The organism is Pseudomonas sp. CFII64 (assembly GCF_000416235.1).
Taxonomy (GTDB): Bacteria; Pseudomonadota; Gammaproteobacteria; order Pseudomonadales; family Pseudomonadaceae; genus Aquipseudomonas.
The window spans coordinates 108326-130053 of record NZ_ATLO01000046.1; the positions used below are offsets into that span (position 1 = coordinate 108326).

The window sequence follows — 21728 nt, forward strand, 5'->3', positions numbered from 1 at the left end:
GCTGGCCCATCCGCCGTCTTCGGGGACAAGTCCCCTCCTACCGTTCGAACGGAATTGGGCTCGGTGCTGCGATTTTCTTGTCCGGCGCCGCCAGGAACGTATAGACGCAAGGCAGCACGAACAAGGTAAACAACGTCCCGACCGACATCCCGGTCGCAATCACGGTCCCGATATCAAACCGGCTGACTGCGCCTGCACCGCTGGCCAGAATCAACGGCACCATGCCGAAGACCATCGCTGCCGTGGTCATCAATACCGGTCGCAGACGAATCGCCGCGGCTTCTTCCACCGCTTCCCTGGCTGACAAGCCCTTGTCGCGGCGTAGCTGGTTGGCGAACTCTACAATCAGAATCCCGTGCTTGCTGATCAAGCCGATCAAGGTCACCAACCCGACCTGGGTGTAGATATTCATACTCGACAGCCCCAGGAACAACGGGATCAAGGCGCCGCAAATCGACAATGGCACGGTCACCAGAATCACCAGCGGATCACGGAAACTTTCGAATTGCGCCGCCAACACCAGGAAGATAATCGCCAGCGCCAGGGCGAACGTCACCCATAACGCGCTGCCTTCCTGTACGTATTGCCGCGATGCACCGGCGTAGTCATAGGCAAAACCCGCCGGCGCTTCTTCGCTGGCGATCTGGCGAATGGTTTCGATGGCTTCGCCCATGCTGACAATCGGAAAGCCCTGGATGATCGCCGAGTTGAGCTGCTGGAACTGATTGAGCTGGCGCGGTCGGGCGCGGTCGCTGACCTTGATCAGGGTGGACAGTGCCAAGAGTTTGCCGTCGCTGTTCTTCACGTAATAGTTGTTCAGCCAGCCCGGATTATCCCGGTAAGGGCGTTCAACCTGAGCGATGACCTTGTAGCTGCGGCCTTCGATGGTGAAGCGATTGATTTCCGCCTCGCCCAGCAAGGTGGCGAGCGTTCCGCCCAGATCCGCCATGGAAACGCCCATTTGCGCGGCCTTGGCCCGGTCGATATCCACCACCACTTCCGGTTTGTCGAAGGCCAGATCGATGTCCAGAAAGGCAAACTTGCCTGACTCCGTGGCCCGCGCCTTGATGCGCTCGGCCACTTGCAGCAGTGCCGAGTAATCGTTTGGCGTATTGATCACAAACTGAAACGGCAAGCCTTCGCCGGTCCCCGGAAGCGATGGCAGGTTGAAACCGAAAATCTGCAAGCCGCTGATCCCCGCCAGCTTTGCCTGGACCTCCGGCAAGATCTCCATTTGCGTGCGGCTGCGTTCGTCCCACGGCTTGAGCAGGAAACCACCGACACCGGTTTGCACGCCGTTGAAGCCGTTGATCTGGAACGATGAATAGTATTCGGGAAACTCTTTGAAGATCTGGATGAACTGATCGGTGTAGCGATTGATGTAATCCAGGTTGGTGGGCTGCGGCGACGTCGCCATCATGAAAATGATGCCCTGATCTTCGTCCGGGGCCAGTTCCGACTTGGTGAATTTGAGCAACACCGGAATCAGGCACAACACAATCACCGCAAACACCAGCACCACCGGGCGCGTGTTCAGCGTGCCGTGGAGCATGCTGCGATAGCGCGCCTTGAGCCGGTCGAAAATCTGGTCGAGCTTGTGGGCCAGGCCGCTGGGATTCTCGTCGTGGCGCAGAAGCAGGGCGCACATCATTGGTGACAGGGTCAACGCGACCACACCGGAAATCACCACCGCTCCCGCCAGCGTCAAGGCGAACTCCTTGAACAGCGCGCCCGTGAGCCCCTCCAGGAAGCCAATGGGCGCGTAAACCGCAGCGAGGGTGATGGTCATGGAAACCACCGGCATGGCGATCTCTCGCGCGCCTTCTATGGCCGCATCGAACGGCGTCTTGCCTTCCTCGATATGGCGATGGATGTTTTCCACCACGACAATGGCATCGTCCACCACGAGTCCGATGGCCAACACCATGGCCAGCAGTGTCAGCAGGTTGATCGAGTAGCCCATCAGTTGCATGAAGAACAGCACGCCGATCATCGACAGCGGAATGGTGATGACCGGGATCAGCACCGAGCGCAACGCGCCGAGGAACAGGAACACCACGACAATCACAATCAACACCGCTTCGATCAGGGTTTTCACTACCTCGTTGATCGAGGCCTGAATGAACAGCGTGGCGTCGTAGGCGATGGACACTTTCAGGCTCGGCGGCAGCTGGCTTTCCAGCTCCGGCATGATGCGCCGCACTTCCTTGATCACGTCCAGCGGGTTGGAACTCGGCGTACCCTTGATCCCGATGTACACCGACGGCGTGCCGTCGAACGAACTGACCGTGTCGTAGTTTTCCGCGCCCATCTCGACCCGCGCCACGTCGCCCAGCAACACGCGCCGGTCGCCGTCGGTCTTGAGCGGGATGGCCGCGAAGGCTTCGGCGGATTTCAGTTCGGTGGTCGCGTTGATGCTGGTCACGACGTACTCGCCCTTGACCTCGCCAGCGGCCGACAGGAAGTTGTAGCGCCGCACCGCATCGGTGACATCCGACGCCGTCAGGCCAAAGCCCGCCAGGCGCACCGGATCGAGCCACAGCCGCATGGCGAAGACCTGATTGCCGAGGATTTCGGCTTCGGCCATGCCCGGCAATGTTGCCAGCTTTGGCTGGATCACCCGGGACAGATAATCGGTGATTTGCGGATTGCTCAGTTCCGAGCTGTAGAAGCTGATGTACATCAGCGCCGAAGCGTCCGCTGCTTCCTTGCTCAGCACCGGATCTTCAGCGTCTTGCGGCAGCTTGTTCTTGACCTCGTTGGCCTTGGCCAGCAACTCGGTGAACAGGCGGTCGCTGTCGGCGCCGATCCGCGCATAGATCGAAACAATCGAGAAATTCTGGCGGCTGACCGACGTCATGTAGTCGATGCCTTCCGCGCTCGCCAGACTTTGCTGCAAGGGTTGTGTGATGTAGCCCTGAATGGTTTCGGCGTTGGCGCCGGGATACGCGGTGGTCACCGTGATCAGGGCGTTTTCCATCTGCGGATACTGGCGAATGGTCAGCTTGCTGAACGCCTGAAAACCCAGCAACACAATCAGCAGGCTGATCACCGTGGCGAGCACCGGACGACGTATGAACGGATCTGTAAAAGCCATGAAGAATTCCTTGATCAGTCTGCGCGAGGCTGACTGTTCTGTTCGGCTGGCAAAGTGGTGTCGGCACTGATCGCGACATGGGCACCGTTCTCGAGCTTGAGCTGACCACCGCTGACCACTTGCTCGCCGGCCTTGATCCCTTTGCTGATGATCACCAGCCCGTCGCGCCGCTCGCCGGTTTCCACGAAACGCCGCTCAACGGCCAGCTGGGCTTCGCCTTTGGCGTCTTTTTCCGGCTCGCCCTGTTCATTCTTCTTCGGCACCACGACATAAACCGAATTGCCATAGAGCGTGTAGGTGATCGCGCTTTCCGGCAGTACGATTTGCGTCTTCGGGCCGGGCAACAAGACGTGCAGATCGGCAAACATGCCCGGCAGCAGTTTGTTTTCGGGGTTAGGCAGCGTGGCGCGCACCAACAGATTACGAGTGGTTTCGTCGACCTTGGGGTTGATCGCGCTGAGTGTCGCCTCAAAGCTCTGCTTGGGGTAAGCCGCGACGCTGACCAGTGCTGTCTGGCCGACCGCGAGATTGGGCAGCGCCTGTTCCGGCACATAGAAATCGAGATAAAGGCTGCTCAGGTCCTGCAAGGTGGCAATGACCGTGCCACTGGCCAGATAATCACCGACGTCCACCTGACGAATGCCGATGGTGCCGCTGAACGGCGCCAGGATGCGCTTCTTCGCCAGGGATGCGTTCAACTGCGCCACGGTAGCGCTGGCCTTTTTCAACTGCGCGACGAGCTTGTCGAAATCGCCTCGGGAAATCGCCTGATCGCCCACCAGTTTGCTGCCGCGACCCTGTTCCACCTGGGCCAGGCCAAGGTCGGCTTCGGCAGTGCCGAGCAGGGCTTTTTCTACGTCGCTGTCCAGTTGAAGCAACGGCTGACCGACGCGGACTTTTTGCCCGGAGTCAAACATCAAGGCCTTGACCGTGCCGGCAATTTCCAGACTCAGGTCCACGCCCTGCAAGGCCTTGAGCGTGCCGATGGCCGGCAGACGACTCTGCCATTCACGCTCCCTGGCCGTTGCAACGCCCACGCTGATCGCTGGCTTCGGCGCGCTGAACTGCTGGATTTGTTGATAAACAGAAAAAGCTTTATAGCCCGCCAGCAACAGCACGACGAGCAGCACCACACCCAGCATGATCAACATACGGCGACGCAACATATTCACTTCCTTGCAAATACAGGTGAATCAGGCGAGCACATTAATCCTGCGGCTCGGGAGTTTTCTTATAAAAATGTCACGCAATATTACTTCAAACCCGGACCTTGGCTCGGGTTATGTCATGGGATTGAATTCAGGTCTCGATATCAAACCAGATGCAAATGGTTGTCCCAGAATCCCGTCGGCAAATCCAGTGGTTTGGCCAGCAGCTCGGTCTGGCGGCAATCGTAGAAACGGCAGCGGCCCTGGCCAGAGGTGACCACAAAACCATCGGCAACCGCGCCGACGCCGGCGCAATCGGGCAGTGGTGCATCAAGGCGAACCGCGCCGCTGTCCAGGTCCCAGATAAAGAAGCGGTTGCCTCTCGGTGCGGTGAGCGCCACCAGCCGCAGTTCGCTGTGTACCGCGACGCTGGCAGTGTAATGGCCCATTGCAGCGAGCTGTTGCTCCGCCACGGGAAACGCCTGGAATGGCTGGCCGGGACGCTTGATTGCCAGCAGCTCGGCGCTCTCGTGAGCATCGCCCATGAACTGCTGGCCCGCGACAATGGTGCCATCGCTGGCGATGCCCATGTGCCGCACGCTGTTCATGGACTGCCTGAGCATTTCCTTGCTCAGCAGGGTGCCGTCGCGCTGCATCAACACCAGGCTGGGTTCCATGGCGTTAAGGTTCATCTCGACCCGGCTTTCGGCTTCGGTGCGGATGCCGCCGTTGGCGACCACCAGCGTTTCGCCATCGGGCATCCATGACACCTGATGCGGGCCGATGCCATGGGTAGAGATTTCCCCTGCATGCACCAGACGCTCACCTTCGAAACGATACACGCCCAACAGACCACGACCTGGATCGGTGGTGTCGTTTTCGGTCGCATACAGCCATTCGCCGCCGCTGTGAATGACGGCATGCCCATAGAAATGTCGATTCGGTTGCGAGGTGATGGTCTGCAACAGACGCCCATCGCGCAGGTCGATCAAATAGCTTTCGGTGCCGGGACGACGGGCCACGAACAACGCCAGATTCAGCGTCGGGTGATTGATGATGTCGTGGCAGCGCTGGCCAACTTTGGTCGCGAAGACCTGTTTGCCATCCAGTTGATAACCCACGGCGTAATGCTGCCCATCAGCATCGTCACGGGCTGACAGCAACAGCGGGTCTTTGCCTTTTTGGCGAAACAAAGTCCAGCCGCCCAAGGTGCAAGCACTGAGCAACAGACTTCCAAGGGCCAGAGCCTGGCGTCGCAACATCATCAAAACCTCTCGTTCAATCGCCGTCGTTGGCGTTGAAGCCCAGTTGAATACCCAGCGCCTTGGCCAGCTCGCCTTCGTGCAGGCGATGAACCACGTTGAGGCTGTCGTAAAACGCGTTGAGCTGCTGACGGCCTTCTTCGCTGGCCAGCAGATCGGCCAGGGGCGGCTTCAGCGCAGTCAGCAGTTTACGACTGGCAGCGTAGGCAGCGTCGATCTTGTCGGCCAGCGGTTTCTGCTCGGCGGGCAATAGACCGCGCAGGCCGTGATTTTCAACGCCAGTCCATACCGTTTCAGCGCTGATCAAGCTGGCTTCCAGACTGCTGAGCGACGACTTGCTGCGCCATGCATCAGCCTGAAAGGGTTGCGGCAAACCTTTGGTCTGACGACCCAGCGGGGTGCCGAGTTTTTTCTTCAGGCTGTCCAGGGCAGTGACTTGAACCCGCAACAGTTCAGCGATGGCTTCATGGGAGTCGGCATAGCGCTGGTTGGGGAATTTGCTCAGCTGGGCGAGCATGCCGTCATTGCTGTTCCAGCGACTGAGGATTTCTTCCGCCAGGGCTTTTTGACGTTCGCCAATTGCCATCAATAGCGGGCAGTAACGCGCTTTCTGCTCGGCGTTGGCCATGTCGATTTCGGCGTCGAACAGAATGTATTCGTAGGCCGACAGCCCTTGCACCACAACGCTGGATTTGGATAGCGCTTCGGCGCTGATTTGCGGCTGCGCGGTCACCAGTTGCTCGACCTGACGGCCGACCAGGTTTTTCTTGTCCGGCCAGAACTGCACCTGCCAGGAGCGGTTGCCCTCGGCCAGCGGGCCGATCAGCAAAGGCTGCAATTCGGCCCAGGTCTTCTGCGCGTGCAGGAAATCGGCGCGAGCAGTGGCCAGATCAGTTTTGCCCTGACAGAAGGCGAGGGCGCTGACCGCCAGTTGCCGATCCGCATCGACCCAGCGACTGTAAGTCGGCAGGATCACTTGCTTGGCGATGGACGCCGAAGTGACAGCCTGTGGATCGGCCGGTGCGCAGGCACCCAAAGCAAGAGCGGCAAGGCTGGTGAAGAGCAACTTGGGACGGAACATGTCCGGCTCCTTATTTTTAAATGAAAGAAGTCATAACGAATTCAGGAATGCCAGCAGCGCGGCGCGTTGCTCGGCATCGAATGCCAATACTTGTCGTTGCGCCGCCTGGGCTTCGCCGCCATGCCAGAGCACGGCTTCGAGCAGATTACGGGCGCGGCCATCATGCAGAAACTGGGTATGCCCGCTGACTGTTTGTGTCAGACCAATCCCCCATAGCGGTGGGGTTCGCCACTCGCGACCTGTAGCCTGAAACTCGGTGCGATTGTCAGCCAGTTCCTCGCCCATGTCGTGCAACAGCAAATCGCTGTAAGGACGAATGACCTGATCGGCCTGTTCCGGCTCGGCGGCATCATGGGCGGTCTTGAACTGCGGCGTGTGGCATTGCTGGCAGCCAGCTTTATAGAACAGATTCTTGCCAGCCAGCACCTGCGGAGTTTCAACATCGCGGCGGGCGGGCACGGCCAGGTTTCGCGTGTAAAACAGCACCAGGCGCAAAATGTTGTCGCTGACCTCGGGCTCGCCATCCGGCCCATTGCCGTTGGGTGCCGCAAGGCAGTCAGTTTGCGCGGGTGTGCAGTCATCAAACATTCTCAGGCGGGTGGTCAGGCCCATATCACCAGAGAACGCGTGAACGTTTTGTTGATTGAGGTTGGGTTGGCCAGCTTTCCAGCCGAACTTGCCCAGCGCTACTTTCTGCGCGACGTCATCCCAGACCCAGTTCGGCCGCCCGGAAATACCATTGCCGTCTGCATCGTCCGGATCGGCGTTGGCCAGAATCGCCGCATCGGGAATCGCCTCCAGCAACCCAAGGCCAATCATCGGCGGCGCGATACGCGCCGATGCGCGGGTTTCAGGATGCATCGGGCCATAACCCAACTGAGTGATGCTCAAGGTCGGTTTGCGCAATTCGACTTGCGTACCGTCGCGGAAATGTACCGGCAGCGGCTCATACTCGACGCGCACACGGCCTTCCGGCGCAACGCCGGGAATCGACATATCCTGCAACTGCCCGCCATAAGTCGGCTCGGGCAAAATGCCAGCGGTTTTGATCAGGTCTGCATGAGCCGGATCGTCGGCAATCGACAGGCGTACCAGCATCGACACAGCATTGCTGTCGCCGTTTTCGGGCGGATGGCCGCGGCCGTCCTTGATGTGGCAATTCTGGCAAGCATTGGTATTGAACAATGGCCCCAGGCCGTCCCGGGCCGTGGTGGTCGAGGGCGCAATCACCCAAGGGCTGCGAAAGAAGCTGTTGCCAACGCTGAAATCCAGCCGCCGCACAGGCGAAAGATTGGCCGAAGGCAGCGAAAACGCGTTGCGATCAGCCTTGTTCACCGTCGCCGCCCCACCCGACAACGCTTCCCCCGGCTCCGCCTGGGTAAAACGCGGGGCGTCATCGCACCCACTCAACGCCACGGCGACGAGCAGAGCAAGGATCGGACCAAGCGACGTAATCATAAACATCCTGCAACCAGCCCAAAATCGGGGCGTGCAAGCTTAACAGCCTCGTCCTTTTCGAATAAGAGGGATTATCGTTTACCTTGACCTGTCGCAACGTGTTGTTACGAATTTGCCCGCTTCTGGATTTCGACTTGCTGGACATCCCCGCAAGTTTTGTTCATCTCACAAAAGTGCTCAAACAAGCTCTTACCCTGCCGCAAACTCTTGCGCACCGCTTTGCTCTGTTCGATCAATTCAGCGCTGGGCTTTTGCCATTGCTCGGGCGGTAGAGGTTTGGACCAGTCCAGGACGCTTTTCGGAAAGCTGGTTTTTGGCAGGCGTTCGACCCAGGCGGCGATATGGCACGGCAGGGTCCAGCCGCTGCAAAACTGGATAAGGATGAAGCCGAACAGATAGGTTACGTACCAATGGTTTTCCCGATATGCCTGACGGCACAGGTGAAAATAGGCGACGGTGCCTTCTTCATATTCCTCGTTCATCGGCGGCGGCAGCGCGCTTAACCCTTCTTCCATCGGCACGGCAGGGTCCAACCGCTGCAGAACTGGATAAGGACGAAGCCGAACAGATAGGTCACGTACCAATGGTTTTCCCGATAAGCCTGACGACACAGCTGAAAATAGGCGACGGTGCCCTCTTCATATGCCTCGCTCATTGGCGGCGGCAGCGCGCTTAACCCTTCTTCCATGTAACTGCGAATGGCCTCCCATTCACTGACCGCCAACATCAGCGATGCCGTGGGCACGGTGATCCACACTACATCGCCACTTGCCGAGTCCCGCAGGCCAATCATCAGCGAGAAACTGTTATGGCTGCCGTATTGCGTAACAACCTTGCCGCTGCTGACGCAGGCAATGACTTCTTCCCAGGGAACGAAACGCGGCGGCTGGCCGCGTTTGGCGACGTAGGCTACTTCACGGCGTTGGCGGTTGAAGCGGATTGGTGGATAGTCAATCAAGCGATGAATTGTTCGAAGAAATAATCCACCGTTAAAAGTTGCCAGGCTCGCGATAAGAGCCCAAAGGAACCAGTTAGGAAAGATAAATGAGACAGCCGTTTCAATAAAGCCTTCACCATATATAAGTTGTTCCGCAATGCCTGTTCCGATGCCTATTGTGGCACGAAACGCGGCGGCTGGCCGCGCTTGGCAACGTAGGCGACTTCGCGGCGTTGGCGGTTGAAGCGGATTGGTGGATAGTCAATCAAACGATGAATTGTTCGAAGAAATAATCCACCATTAAAAGTTGCCAGGCTCGCGATAAGAGCCCAAAGGAACCAGTTAGGAAAGATAAATGAGACAGCCGTTTCAATAAAGCCTTCACCATATATAAGTTGTTCCGCAATGCCTGTTCCGATGCCTATTGCCAAGAAGAAACCGATAATCGCTATTAATGATCCAGTCGCACAGCGTACAGAAAATTCAATAGCGCTACTTTCCATTGCAAAATCTAAATGTACGTGGTTCGACTCTCTATTCGGGGCCTGCGAGCTGAGCGCCGCTACTCCTGTAGGAACAGGACGTGGTGATAAGTAGAAAACCTCCGTGCTTGCCCGGTGTTCGAGGTCGCCCGCCTGAGGAAGAACCATTGGGTCAGCTGAAATCATTAAGCATTGCTCGTGTAACTTGGATTTCTTCCAGGCTTTTTATAATAATTGGCGATGCTGCCGATACGGTTATAGGTTTGTTGGTGACGCTGTCAGGTGGAAGTGATACCCGAAAGTGAAGGTAGCCGCTATCTTTCCTCAAGTAGTTACCGGCGATTTCCGGTCTGAAAGCGAGACGGAGGTGGAGATTGGCTTGGGCACCTTGCCATTGCTCCGGTACTTCTAGCGCAATCGTAAGCGGTCGGCCAAAAACGACGCGAATCCCCAATGAAAGTGCTTTTCCTGCATCCCATTCATCTGGAGTTTTTTGCAATAAAGCAGTCCACCGAAGAGAGTTATCATTAAATGTTTCATTGGAAACTCCAGGCAATAAGAGATATAAAACGCGCACACCTTCTCCGTCTGTAGCTCGTCTCTGTATACCTTGGTCCGTTATCGAAGGTAGAAGTGAAGATTCGGCGAGCCTTTGCGAATGCGTTGGCCAATCCCAACCGTTAGTTTTCCGGCCCCAGCAGCAACCCAGCAACCATCTTTGCTGCTCATCGAGATTGTTAAAGTTGAATATTGCTTCTCCTCCGAGCTGCAATGCAGTGAAGAATAGGCCAGAGGGCGTTAGTGCGGTAGTGAACCGGAGAAAGCGCGCGCCTCTCGTAGCCCAAGCATTGCTCAACGCAAGCTGCTTTTGAGTTGAAAGCGCTTTTACATAGTCCTGACGTAACCCCCATCCTTCCAGCAGCGCTTTAGACGTAAGTCCCGCAGCGACTGCGGTTGCTCCCAAATCACCTGTTAATGCTGCCACAGCCCCTGCTTTTTCTCCCGCGGTACCCAAGTTGATAGCATTGCTCCACTTGCTCCAATTGTTCCAAGATGTACCGGCGGCGCCAATTAAGGCAGCAGGAGCAATAAATATTCCGAGGCCGAGCCCTAGCCGGCCCAGCCGTACCGCAAACAGCATTCCTCCGGGTGAAGTCTGGGCCGAAGCAGCTTGTAGCGCTTTATCAACCATCGCTAATTGCATCGTTTGATAAACGGATACTACGGCTGCTGTCATGGATGCTATCGAGCCGGCCCATATGATTCTTTCCTTTGTTGTTCGATTCCCTCTTGTATTAGTCCAAGCCTCCCAAGCCTCCCCCAGATTCCCCAACTGCAACCCAACCGCCAACAACGGAATCCATCCACTCTTAAACCCCGCCTTCCAGGCCCCGTCAGTGTCATAACCACCTGAAAACCCCGCCCGGAATCGACGAGTTTCCTCATACAACGCGCTCGATTGTTCCGACGTGAGATTCAATCGCACGCCGATGTAGCCAGTGGAAAATTTGCTGTTGGGGGAGATTCCGTCTTCCAGACGTCGCACTACCGCCGAGCGCTGGTTTCGCGTTTCCAGCAGTTCTTCGTTGATGCGCTGTTTCTCGACCGCTGCCTGATAACGCTGGTCTTCGCTGCGCATGCGACTGCGGGCGAGTTTGTCGTAGAGCTTGCGGTCGGTCTTGAGGTTTTCTTCGCGTTCGAGCAGTGCGCTGAGGCGGGTGAAGTTGTCCTTGAATTTCTGTACATCGGCTTCGCTGGCGATGCTCAGCGTGGCGCCTTGCTGTTGCAGGGCGACCAGTGTGCCCAGGCGTTGGGCGCGGTTGGTGTATTGCTGGAAATTCTGTAGGTGCTGGCGTAGCTCCGGGGTGTCGAGTTTGGCCTGCATTTCGACCAGCCATTCTTCCATGCGCAGGGCGATGGCCGGGATGTAGGTGGCGCTCACCGCTTGATGCAGGGAATGGGCCTCGCCTTCCAGGTGCAGGCTGCGGGTCCAGTGATTGCCCATGATGCGCTCGATCTCGGAGATCCGCGCCTGAGCACCGGCCATGTCGCTGGAGAAACCACGGGTATCGTTGAGCAGCTTGATCAGGTCGCCGGATTTTTTGCGCAGGAACTCCAGGTCAAGTCGTCCGTAGAACACTGGCAGCACGTAAAACGGGTACTCATGAAAGTAATCGCCCAGTTGCTCCAGCGCTTGATCGGTTCGACACAGATCGCGGATGCAATTGTGTTCCATGGCCAGTGCGTGGTTCTGCTGCGTGGCATCCAGCGGGTCGAAATACCAGGCGCTGCGATGGAATTCGCCTTGGGTGAACAGATGAAGTCGGTCTTCGGTGATCGCATCCAGACGTTCGGTCCAGCGTTTGAGGTGCAGGCGCTCGCGTTGCAGGTAGCGTTGCATTTCTTCATGGCGAACCAGATCGAAGATCCCTCGGGAACCGAGTCCGACGCCCTCCAGCGTGCCTTTGCTGCTGTCTTGCAGGGCATCGATTTCGTCTTTGAGGTCGGCATGCAGGGGTTCGCCCAGGTCATCGACCATTTGCGCGTATTTGGCATCCATTTCGCGTTTGGCGATGATTGTTTCCGGGCGCTGGCGAAGATCCCCGCCATGCTTTCCGGCCATCCACCCGCCCTGATTGGGCGTTACCTCGAAACCCTTGCTGTTCTCCCAGCGCCACTGATTTCGGGCGTTGATGTAGTCGTAAATGCTGGTGCGTTGTTCAGGTGTGGTTTTGCTGAAGAAGTCTGAATTGGCGGGCGTCTTCGGGGCATTTTTCTCGCCAATGGTCATCAGCGTGTCGATATAGCTGCCCACGACGTAGCGCATTTCATTGTTATGTTGCTGTGTCCAATGTTCGATCCAGTCGACGACTTTGTCCTGTTCTTCAGCAAGATCACGCATGATGCCGATGCTGTCTTCCAGCACCAGATACAAATGATTGAACTGGTACTGCGCGCTCAATGAGTCCTTCAACTGGCCGATGTGCGCTTCGCGAAACAGCGGTAGATGTTCCCAGACGTAATCCTGACTTTCTTCGGGGTGGGTGTCGGGCGTCAGGCAGTGTTCGGCGGGTTGTTCGGCCAGTTCAGCGAGGGACTGCTTGATCTGGTTTTCTACCCGAAGGTGCTTGCCGCCGTTCTCGCAGTCCGACGCGGCCAGATCCACGCGCTGCATGAAGTACAAGCGGTCGGGCTTGCTGCCAATCACTTTTGAGCACTTGGCGGCGGTCCATTGCAGTTCCGAATAAGCCACGTGCAAAACGCTGTTGCGGGGGAAAACCAGCGTTGCTTCGCCCACTGAGTGGCTGCGTATATCCCGGCTGACTTCGGCACCTTGCCAGAGCAGTTTTATCGGAACGCCGTTCTCCAGCCAGTACTCGTGCAGATAGCCGTTGGCCTCGTCGATCACATACAAGTAACCATCGCGAATCAGGCGCAGACCAATGGGGCGCTGCAAGTGTTTGTAAGGGGTGGCAGCCACATCGCTGACCAGCCGTTCGACGCGCCCGTAACGTACGGGCAGCAACTGGACTTTTTTGCCCATGAGCGGGCAAGTTCCGAGGCTGTCACGGGCGTCTTTGTGGCTGCCACTGCGGGCTTCCCAATAGGCGCGGTCTTTTTCCGGCAGGCGTTTGTCGGTCATGGTCGAGCTCCTGATAATTGCTTGTCTCGTTCAAGCGCCAGCAGGTTGGCTTTTTGCACTCGCTGCGAAGGTGTCAGCGGTGAGGTGGTGTAGAGCAGCGCGATGATGTCGGGATGCCCGGCGGCAGGCTGACTGTCGAGAAACTCTATGACGTTGGCGTAGTGCAGGATGTCGCTCTCACTGTGGAAACCCTGTTCATAGGCGGTGCTGGCCATCGCATGGAAGTAGGTGAAGCGTTCATGCGCGTTGAGCTGCGCCTGAAAGTCCGGAAAGTGTCGGCTCATGTGCCGTTCGAGTTTGAGGACCGTGTTGCGAAAGTTGACTTCATTCAGCGCGTCGATCTGCGCGGCGTTCAAGCGATAGAGCATCTTGTGATCAGCGATTGCCGGTTCACCCCGGCGTTGATGGTGGCGCCAGACTTGGTCGTAGGGGTCGACGGCGTAGACGTGCTCGACAGGGCCGAACAGCGCATTGTCGGTTTGCTGCGGATAAAGCTCGAACAGGGCATTGGCAACGGGCGGATCGGAGAGGTTGAGCAGCGTGGGTTTGCCGACCGGTTCATCGACTCTGATCAGCCAGCGCAGGTGATCGACGACAGGTTGCGGTTCGTCAGCACTGAATAGCAGCAGCCCCCAGATGTGCTCGGCGTTCTGCAGGAAAGCCTGCAACACCGGGTCATGGCAGTCTGCAAGCACCACCAGCACCGGCGAGACGTCCAGCAGTTCTTTAAAACGTGTGCCAATAAACAGCGGATGGCACTGGATGCCCGGATTCCACTGGTACAGCCGGGGCAGAAGATTGCCGGTTCGTACGGCGTTGAGCAGCAAGTAGCCGTTTTGCGACCAGGGCAGGTCAGTGGGGCCGGATCGGAGCTCGGTCATCAAGGGTCGCCTTGCACGGGGCATGGGGAAAAGGCGAATACTCAAGGGCGATGCAGGCTGCTTCAATAGGGCAAAGTGCGTTTGGGAAAGGCCTTACAACAGTTGCAGATGGATCGCTGCTCCAAGGTAAATAACAGGAAATCAGTCCATAAAAAAATGCCAGTCAGCAAGCCGACTGGCATTTCAGGTCACTGCTCAAGCGCTCAAATCAAGAGCGCTCAATCAGCGCAGATCAAAACTCGTGATCGGCGTTGTCCGGGTTCAGGTCGGTGATGCCCAGTTTGCCCGCAGCCTGTTCGATGGCGCCGGTCTGCTTGACCAGCGAAGCGATGGCGTCGCGCACGACTTGATTGCCTTCGGTGTTGCCGGCGGCGATCAGTTGGTCGAAGTGCTCGCCTTTGTTGGCGTGATCGACAATGGCTTGCAGTTTCGCTTGAGTGGCGTCCAGGTCGGCGCGCAGGGTGGCGTCGGTGGCTGGGTCGGCTTTCGCCACCAGCGACGACAGGCTTGGGCCGCTGATTTTGGTGCCGTCTACGCGGGTATATTCGCCCAGGTAAACGTTGCGGATGCCTTTGCCGTTGTAGAAGTGCGAGTTGTGGGTGTTGTCACTGAAGCAGTCATGCTCGTCTTCGCTGGAGTTGGCTTCCAGTGCCACCTTCATGCGCTCGCCGGCCAGTTCGCCCAGGGACAGGCTGCCCATGCCGAACAGCATTTTGCGCAGGCCGCTTTCGCCGGACTCTGCTTCCAGGGTGGCGCGATAGTTGTCGGCAACACCGGCTTTCCAGTTGTTGGACATTTCGGTCAGGTCGCTGACCAGCAGGGTGGTGACAGCCTTCAGGTACGCGCGACGACGGTCGTTGTGGCCGCCGGTGCCGCCAGCGCCTTCGATGTAGTCGGAGGCAGGACGCTCGCCGGCACCCGGACCGTTGCCGTGCAGATCCTGGCCCCAGAGCAGGAACTCGATGGCGTGGTAACCGGTGGCGACGTTGGCCTCGGAACCGCCCAGCTCATTGAGGCTGGCGAGTTTTTCAGCAGTGATGTCCTTGACGTCAACCTTGTCCTCGCCCACTTGAACTTCAGTGTTGGCGATGATGTTGGCGGTTGCACCCGGGTTGCCCAGTGCGTGCTGGTAATCCTTGGCCACGTAATCGATCAGGCCTTCGTCCAGGGGCCAGGCGTTAACCTGTCCTTCCCAGTCGTCGATGATGGTGTTGCCGAAGCGGAAGACTTCGCTCTGCATGTAAGGCACGCGTGCTGCAACCCAGGCGTCACGCGCAGCCTTGAGGGTTTTGTCATTTGGCGTGGCGAGGAAGTCGTTGACGGCGGTTTGCAGGGTCTTGGCGGTGGATTCCGCATCGCTGAACACGGCATAAACCATGTTGGCGTAGTTGGCGACCACGGCTTTGGCCGCAGCGTCGGTAGATTGTGCAGGAGCGGCAGGCGCAGTGGTGGCCGCAGCCGGTGCAGGCGCCGCAGCCGGCGCGGGAGCTGCTGGCGTAGCAGCAGGGGCTGGCGCGGCAGCTTTATCCTTGCCTTCGCCACAACCGGCGAGGGAGATAGCGATGGCCAGCAGACTAGCGGTTGCCAAAGGCATACGAATCATGACGAAATCCTGCGTCTAGAGGGTTCAAGGCGTCCGGCGCCCAAAAAAAAGCTGCAACATAATGCGAAAGATTTGCATTCGATGTAAAGGCAAATTGCCCGGTTCGGGAAATGTGGTCGTTGAGAGCTGTAACAAAGAGTTTCGGCTGTCTCAAATCAGTTGGAGCGAGGCTTGCCCGCGAAGGCGGTACTTCAGGCATGAAATTCTCGTGGAATTCCGGGCTCTTCGCGGGCAAGCCTCTCCAACGAAGTCGCTTTGAGTGGACGCTACGACACCTCCACATTGCTGCGTTGCGCCTGTTTCAGGTAAGCCAGCAGTTCGCGGGCGGGCAGGGGTTTGCTGTACAGATAGCCCTGACCTTCGTGGCAGCCTTCGGAAATGATGTACGCCTCCTGGGCGACAGTTTCCACGCCTTCGGCAATGACCTGCATGCCCAGACTTTTACCCAGCTGGATGATGGCGCGCACGATGGTGGCGTCATCGTCGTCATCGATAAGGTCCTGCACGAAGCTCTTGTCGATCTTGATCTTGTCCAGCGGCAGGCTTTTCAGGTAACTCAGGGAAGAATACCCGGTGCCGAAGTCATCGATGGCGATCAAGGCGCCCGAGCGACGCAGGCTCAGAAGGTGTTGGGCGGCGGTGCTGATGTCTTCCATCAGGCCGGTTTCGGTGACTTCCAGCTCCAGGCTGCGTGGCGGCAAACGGTAGATCTGCAGCAGATTATTGACCACACGGGGCAATTCGGAGTGGTGCAGTTGCACCGTGGACAGATTGACCGCCATGCGCAGTTCGGTGAAGCCCTGGTCATGCCATTCGCGCAACTGGCGACAGGCCTGATCCAGAACCCATTCGCCAATGGCGATGATCGTCCCGTTCTGCTCTGCCAGTGGAATGAACTGGTCGGGCGGGACCAGACCGTGTTCCGGGTGTTGCCAGCGGATCAGTGCTTCAACCCCGACCACGCGATGGTCGCGGTAGCTGATTTGCGGTTGATAAACCAGATACAGCTGATCGCGGGGCAAGGCTTCGCGCAGGTCTTTTTCCAGTTCCCGACGGCGACGCATTTCGCTGTCGACGCTGGCGATGTAGAACTGATAACGGTTGCGTGAGCGTGACTTGGCCAGGGTCATGGTCTGTTCGGCTTTTTGCAGCAGCTTCTCGGTGCTGTCGCCGTCTTCCGGGAACAGCGTGATGCCGATGGTTGCGCGCAGGCGGATTTCCTGGTCACCCAGGGCAAACGGCGCCTCCAGGTCATCGAGGATGTTCTGTGCCAGCTCGGCCGCTTCGTAAGGTTGTTCGATGTCGGCCTGGACCAGTGCGAACTGATCGCCACCCAGTCGAGCCAGCGCCCCCAGCCGACCGCTATGGCTGCGCAGTCGGTCAGCCAGCGCCAGCAGCAATTGGTCGCCGGTCTGATAGCTGAATTGTTCGTTGATGCCTTTGAAGTCGTCCAGGCCGACACAGATTACTGCCACCCGCCGCTGCAGACGGCCTGCGTCGACGAGGATCTTGTCCAGTTGCTGCTGCAATTGCTGACGGTTGGGCAGGCCGGTGAGAAAGTCGTATTGAGCCATGCGCAGCAAGCTGTTTTCGGCTTCGTGGCGCAGGTGGGTATTGCGCTCGATCGAAGCCAGCAGCTGGTTGGCGGTGTTGACCCAGATTCCCAGTTCGTTTTTCTCGTGCCCTTTAAGAAGGGGCAGCTGATTTTCACTGGGACGATCGGGGTTGATGCTGGTCAGGTGTTCGATGATTTTCGACAGTGGCTTGGTCAGCAACCAGTGATAAACCAGATACAGCACCAGGCCCATGGTCAGCGCGCGCAGGACGCCGGAAATGAAAATGATCACTGAATTGACGATGAAACCGTCGCCGTAGGTCGCGGTATCCAGGGTGATGCGCAGGTCGCCGTAATACTCGCTATACGGGCTCCGGCCGACCAGTTGGGTGGTAAAACTGCGTTCCTGGCCGAGAATCAGGTCGGTCAGCCAGCGGGTGGAGGAGGTCTTGAGCGGGCGTTCCCTCTCGGCCAGCAATGTTTCGTTGGGATGGCCGATGGATGCCATACGCACGGCGTTGTCCTGGAACAGGCCTTCGATGACCTGCATGCCCATTTCCCGGTCCAGGCTGTAGACCGCCTGGGTCGAAGGGTCGCGGAACATGCCCAGGATACGCTCGGCGTCGTTGGCGACCGCCTGGCTGGTCTTGTACGCGTCATACACAATCTGCGCGCAACTGAGCACGACGCCCACGATCAGCGCCGATAGCAGGACCACGCGCAGCAGTTTTACCGACAGGCTGTTTTTGAGTTCCAGCTTCAAATGGTCATTCCTTAATCCGTGTCGGGAGCGTGAACCTTCCTAACCATCAAAAACACAGTCGACGAGCCCAGACGCGAGCATCACCTGCAAATGACACGGTGCCACTAACTGCTTCCGTGCTACGGCTCGACTTGGCGGGCAAGGTCGGGCCATTCCCTGTGTCGGACGAAAACCTTTGAAACTTGAGCGGAGCATTGAAAAACCCAAGGAGATGATATTAGTCCGCTATCGCTTTCTGACAATACATAACTATGTGTTACAGACGAAAAAAAACCCGGCAATGCCGGGTTTTTTTATCTGGAGCTGAAATCAGGCTTTAAATGGCCCGTTTTCAAACTGCTCAGCCACGAAATTCCAGTTGACCAGGTTCCAGAACGCTTCTACGTATTTTGGACGCAGGTTGCGGTAGTCGATGTAATAAGCGTGTTCCCAGACGTCGCAGGTCAGCAGCGGAGTGTCGCCGCTGGTGAGCGGGTTGCCGGCGCCGATGGTGCTGGCCAGGGCCAGGGAACCGTCAGCTTTCTTGACCAGCCAGCCCCAACCGGAACCGAAGGTGCCGATGGACGTTTTGCTGAACTCTTCCTTGAACTTGTCGAACGAACCGAACGCAGCATTGATTGCGTCAGCCAGTGCGCCAGTAGGTTCGCCGCCAGCGTTAGCCGCCAGGCAGTTCCAGTAAAAGGTGTGGTTCCAGACCTGGGCGGCGTTGTTGAAGATGCCACCCGAAGACGTCTTGATGATTTCTTCCAGGGTCTTGCCTTCGAACTCGGTGCCTGGCACCAGGTTGTTCAGGTTTACGACATAGGTGTTGTGGTGCTTGTCGTGGTGATATTCCAGTGTCTCTGCGGAAATGTGCGGCACCAGAGCATCTTTGGCGTAGGGCAGCGGCGGCAATTCAAAAGCCATGGTTTATCTCCTAATCAGGTCAGTTGCGGTGAGCGCAAGGCCGATCACGGGCGGCCAGACAGAACATACGCCGGGGAGTTTGTACTCTTTGCGGCGCAGGGTCTGGATCATAGCACCGGGTCCGCGCCTTAACCACGCAACAACTGTGTGGGATAGAGGTTCCAGAGGCTTTGCGTTGTGCGCCTTATAAAATGACTGACGGCTCACGCAGTCTTGATCAGCTGCGCGGCGACACTGAACATCATGACTGCGACCAGCAGATCGAGTACTCGCCAGGTCGCCGGACGAGCCAGCCACGGAGCGAGCCACGCAGCGCCGATCGCCAGGGTGCTGAACCACAGCAACGAAGCGCTTGCAGCGCCCACAACGTAGGCGCCAGGAACACTTTGCTGTGCGCCGAGAGAACCGATAAGCAGGACCGTATCGAGATAGACATGAGGATTGAGCAAGGTTACCGCCAGCGCACTCAACAACACGGCTCGTCTTGAGCGCAGGCCGACCACTTCGCTTTGTTGCAGGCTTTGCCGCGAGCAGGCGCGGCGCAATGCCAGGCTGCCATAGCAAAGCAGAAACACCACGCCGCCCCAGCGCGCGACGGCCAGCACGGTGGGATTATGCGCCAGCACATTGGCCAGCCCGAAAACTCCGGCGGCAACCAGCAACGCATCGCAGACAATACACAGCATGGCCACAGGCAAGTGATGTTCCCGGCGCAGGCTTTGCGCCAATACAAATGCATTCTGGGTACCGATGGCCATGATCAGGCCAGCAGCGACCAGCAAGCCGTTCAAATAGCTTTGCCACATGGAACACGCTCCGCAATCAGATTCAGGTGGCGATTCTGGCGTTTGAACCTGTATAAGGAAAACCAATAATCCTGATCGCTCATTAGGAAAACTGATGTTTGATTATAAATTGCTCTCGGCGCTCGCTGCGGTCATCGAGCAGGCGGGCTTTGAACGGGCGGCGCAGGTGTTGAGCCTGTCGCAGTCTGCGGTTTCGCAACGCATCAAACTGCTGGAAGCGCGTGTTGGTCAGCCGGTGCTGGTCCGGGCGACGCCGCCGCGTCCGACGGAAATCGGTCGGCGACTGCTGAACCATGTGCAGCAGGTGCGTCTGCTTGAACGGGATTTGCAAAGCCAGGTGCCGGCGCTCGACGAGGAGGGCATGCCCGAGCGACTGCGCATCGCGATCAATGCCGACAGCCTGGCGACATGGTGGGCTCCGGCGGTGGGGGATTTTTGTGCCGAGCACCATCTGCTGCTGGATCTGGTCGTCGAGGATCAGGACGTCGGCCTCAAACGCATGCGTGCCGGAGACGTGGCGGCGTGCATCTGCGGCAGCGAACGCCCGGTGGCTGGCGCGCGTAGTCAGGTGCTGGGTGCCATGCGCTATCGTGCACTGGCCAGTCCTGAGTTTATCGCTCGGCATTTCCCGGCAGGTGTCACACCCGTCGGGTTGGCGCGTGCGCCGGCGCTGGTATTCGGCCCCGACGATTTTTTGCAGCATCGCTACCTGGCAGCGCTTGGGGTCGAGGGTGGATTCGAGCATCATTTATGCCCCTCGTCCGAAGGCTTCATTCGCATGACCGAGGTGGGCATGGGCTGGGGATTGGTGCCTCAGTTGCAGGTCCAGGACCAGCTGCAACGTGACGCGCTGGTGGAACTGGTGCCGGACAAGCCGGTTGATGTGCCGTTGTATTGGCATCACTGGCGCAACGGTGGACAGTTGTTGACGAAGTTGACCGAGCATCTGGCGCAACGGGCCGGGCAATGGCTGGTGCCGCTTGGGGCTGATTGAGCGTCAGTGGGTGCCTTGGTGAAACTACCTGGTCCCGCGTTTAGAAATGTGGCGGCATACACGTAAAACGAAATTCGATGGAGCGGTAAATGAAGATTCTGATCACCGGCGCAAGCGGCTTCATTGGCGGGCGTTTTGCGCGTTTCGCCCTGGAGCAGGGTTTTGACGTACGGGTCAATGGTCGTCGCGCCGCAGGTGTCGAACATCTGGTAAGGCGTGGTGCCGAGTTTGTGCAGGGCGATTTGATCGACCCGGAGCTGGTGCGCGAGCTGTGCCGTGACGTCGATGCCGTGGTGCATTGCGCCGGGGCGGTTGGCGTCTGGGGTCGCAAGCAGGATTTCGTCCAGGGCAATGTGCAGGTCACGGAAAACGTGGTTGAGGCCTGCTTGAAGCAACGTGTGCGCCGTTTGGTGCATTTGTCGTCGCCTTCGATCTATTTCGATGGCCGCTCGCACCTGGGCATCAAGGAAGAACAGGTGCCCAGGCGCTTCAACAATCATTACGCGGCGACCAAGTACCTGGCTGAGCAAAAGGTCTTCGGCGCTGAAGAGTTCGGCCTGGAGGTCATCGCCTTGCGGCCACGATTCGTGACAGGCGCGGGCGACACCAGTATTTTCCCGAGGCTGCTGAACATGCAGCGCAAAAACCGCTTGTCGATTATTGGCAACGGGCTGAATGTCGTGGACTTCACCAGCATGCAAAACCTCAATCAGGCCATGCTCAGCAGCCTGCTGGCGGGCAGCTCGGCCTTGGGCAAGGCCTACAACATCAGCAACGGAACGCCGGTTCCGGTGTGGGATGCGGTGAATTACGTGATGCGCCGCATGCAATTGCCGCAGGTCACACGTTATCGTTCCTACGGCCTGGCTTACGCCGCAGCTGCTATAAATGAGGGCGCATGCCTGCTTTGGCCCGGACGACCTGAACCGACGCTGTCGCGTGTGGCAATGCAGGCCATGAGCAAGGATTTCACCCTTGATATCAGTCGGGCCCGGCATTATCTGGACTATGAGCCGCAGGTCAGCCTTTGGGCCGCGCTGGACGAATTCTGCGACTGGTGGAAAGCGCAACAAAACATGTGAGCGCCGTAGTTGCCAATTGCAACGGTTATA

General features: G+C 58.0%; 16 protein-coding genes. 2 read left to right on the top strand and 14 right to left on the bottom strand.

Annotated features, from left to right (window positions below; translation table 11 throughout):
* Nucleotides 1-37: 37 nt before the first annotated feature.
* The 14 genes from CFII64_RS21705 to CFII64_RS21765 all read right to left on the bottom strand — a co-directional run bounded on the left by CFII64_RS21705 (nt 38) and on the right by CFII64_RS21765 (nt 19622).
* Complete coding sequence (locus tag CFII64_RS21705) at nt 38-3097, bottom strand: multidrug efflux RND transporter permease subunit (protein ID WP_020292996.1); 3060 nt, start codon at nt 3095-3097, stop codon at nt 38-40.
* Between the two features lie 14 nt (nt 3098-3111).
* On the bottom strand, nt 3112-4263 hold the full coding sequence (locus CFII64_RS21710) for an efflux RND transporter periplasmic adaptor subunit (protein ID WP_020292997.1): 1152 nt from the start codon (nt 4261-4263) through the stop codon (nt 3112-3114).
* Nucleotides 4264-4409: 146 nt separating this feature from the next.
* Nucleotides 4410-5507 (bottom strand): DUF1513 domain-containing protein, encoded by a 1098-nt coding sequence (locus tag CFII64_RS21715; RefSeq protein ID WP_020292998.1) that lies wholly within the window; start codon nt 5505-5507, stop codon nt 4410-4412.
* Between the two features lie 16 nt (nt 5508-5523).
* Entirely contained in the window at nt 5524-6588 is a 1065-nt protein-coding gene (locus CFII64_RS21720; protein ID WP_020292999.1) for an imelysin family protein, read from the bottom strand.
* Between the two features lie 30 nt (nt 6589-6618).
* Nucleotides 6619-8046 (bottom strand): di-heme oxidoredictase family protein, encoded by a 1428-nt coding sequence (locus CFII64_RS21725; protein ID WP_020293000.1) that lies wholly within the window; start codon nt 8044-8046, stop codon nt 6619-6621.
* Between the two features lie 104 nt (nt 8047-8150).
* On the bottom strand, nt 8151-8630 hold the full coding sequence (locus CFII64_RS30330; protein ID WP_256208147.1) for a hypothetical protein: 480 nt from the start codon (nt 8628-8630) through the stop codon (nt 8151-8153).
* Nucleotides 8546-9004, bottom strand: a complete 459-nt coding sequence (locus CFII64_RS21735) for a hypothetical protein (RefSeq protein WP_020293002.1) — start codon at nt 9002-9004, stop codon at nt 8546-8548. The genes CFII64_RS30330 and CFII64_RS21735 overlap by 85 nt, the downstream gene beginning before the upstream one ends.
* A 152-nt stretch (nt 9005-9156) precedes the next feature.
* Complete coding sequence (locus tag CFII64_RS29865; RefSeq protein ID WP_156883244.1) at nt 9157-9651, bottom strand: hypothetical protein; 495 nt, start codon at nt 9649-9651, stop codon at nt 9157-9159.
* On the bottom strand, nt 9638-13108 hold the full coding sequence (locus tag CFII64_RS21740; protein WP_020293003.1) for a toxin VasX: 3471 nt from the start codon (nt 13106-13108) through the stop codon (nt 9638-9640). The genes CFII64_RS29865 and CFII64_RS21740 overlap by 14 nt, the downstream gene beginning before the upstream one ends.
* On the bottom strand, nt 13105-13989 hold the full coding sequence (locus CFII64_RS21745; protein WP_020293004.1) for a DUF4123 domain-containing protein: 885 nt from the start codon (nt 13987-13989) through the stop codon (nt 13105-13107). The genes CFII64_RS21740 and CFII64_RS21745 overlap by 4 nt, the downstream gene beginning before the upstream one ends.
* Before the next feature lie 232 nt (nt 13990-14221).
* Nucleotides 14222-15592: an imelysin family protein gene (locus CFII64_RS21750; RefSeq protein ID WP_020293005.1), complete on the bottom strand. Its 1371-nt coding sequence runs from the start codon at nt 15590-15592 to the stop codon at nt 14222-14224.
* A 266-nt stretch (nt 15593-15858) separates the two neighbouring features.
* Nucleotides 15859-17910: a bifunctional diguanylate cyclase/phosphodiesterase gene (locus CFII64_RS21755; RefSeq protein WP_020293006.1), complete on the bottom strand. Its 2052-nt coding sequence runs from the start codon at nt 17908-17910 to the stop codon at nt 15859-15861.
* Nucleotides 17911-18219: 309 nt separating this feature from the next.
* Nucleotides 18220-18816: a superoxide dismutase gene (locus tag CFII64_RS21760; protein ID WP_020293007.1), complete on the bottom strand. Its 597-nt coding sequence runs from the start codon at nt 18814-18816 to the stop codon at nt 18220-18222.
* 203 nt (nt 18817-19019) lie between these two features.
* Entirely contained in the window at nt 19020-19622 is a 603-nt protein-coding gene (locus CFII64_RS21765; protein WP_020293008.1) for a LysE/ArgO family amino acid transporter, read from the bottom strand.
* Between the two features lie 94 nt (nt 19623-19716).
* Between CFII64_RS21765 and CFII64_RS21770 the strand changes: the two genes are divergently transcribed.
* Entirely contained in the window at nt 19717-20616 is a 900-nt protein-coding gene (locus CFII64_RS21770; RefSeq protein WP_020293009.1) for a LysR family transcriptional regulator ArgP, read from the top strand.
* A gap of 89 nt (nt 20617-20705) precedes the next feature.
* On the top strand, nt 20706-21698 hold the full coding sequence (locus CFII64_RS21775; RefSeq protein WP_020293010.1) for an NAD(P)-dependent oxidoreductase: 993 nt from the start codon (nt 20706-20708) through the stop codon (nt 21696-21698).
* Nucleotides 21699-21728: the final 30 nt, after the last annotated feature.

Coding starts and splice junctions, on each gene's coding strand:
- CFII64_RS21760 (WP_020293007.1), bottom strand. CDS start 18,816: ATGGCTTTTGAATTGCCGCCGCTGCCCTACGCCAAAGATGCTCTGGTG.
- CFII64_RS21770 (WP_020293009.1), top strand. CDS start 19,717: ATGTTTGATTATAAATTGCTCTCGGCGCTCGCTGCGGTCATCGAGCAG.
- CFII64_RS21740 (WP_020293003.1), bottom strand. CDS start 13,108: ATGACCGACAAACGCCTGCCGGAAAAAGACCGCGCCTATTGGGAAGCC.
- CFII64_RS21715 (WP_020292998.1), bottom strand. CDS start 5,507: ATGTTGCGACGCCAGGCTCTGGCCCTTGGAAGTCTGTTGCTCAGTGCT.
- CFII64_RS21775 (WP_020293010.1), top strand. CDS start 20,706: ATGAAGATTCTGATCACCGGCGCAAGCGGCTTCATTGGCGGGCGTTTT.
- CFII64_RS21720 (WP_020292999.1), bottom strand. CDS start 6,588: ATGTTCCGTCCCAAGTTGCTCTTCACCAGCCTTGCCGCTCTTGCTTTG.
- CFII64_RS21710 (WP_020292997.1), bottom strand. CDS start 4,263: ATGTTGCGTCGCCGTATGTTGATCATGCTGGGTGTGGTGCTGCTCGTC.
- CFII64_RS29865 (WP_156883244.1), bottom strand. CDS start 9,651: ATGATTTCAGCTGACCCAATGGTTCTTCCTCAGGCGGGCGACCTCGAA.
- CFII64_RS21725 (WP_020293000.1), bottom strand. CDS start 8,046: ATGATTACGTCGCTTGGTCCGATCCTTGCTCTGCTCGTCGCCGTGGCG.
- CFII64_RS21750 (WP_020293005.1), bottom strand. CDS start 15,592: ATGATTCGTATGCCTTTGGCAACCGCTAGTCTGCTGGCCATCGCTATC.
- CFII64_RS21745 (WP_020293004.1), bottom strand. CDS start 13,989: ATGACCGAGCTCCGATCCGGCCCCACTGACCTGCCCTGGTCGCAAAAC.
- CFII64_RS21765 (WP_020293008.1), bottom strand. CDS start 19,622: ATGTGGCAAAGCTATTTGAACGGCTTGCTGGTCGCTGCTGGCCTGATC.
- CFII64_RS21705 (WP_020292996.1), bottom strand. CDS start 3,097: ATGGCTTTTACAGATCCGTTCATACGTCGTCCGGTGCTCGCCACGGTG.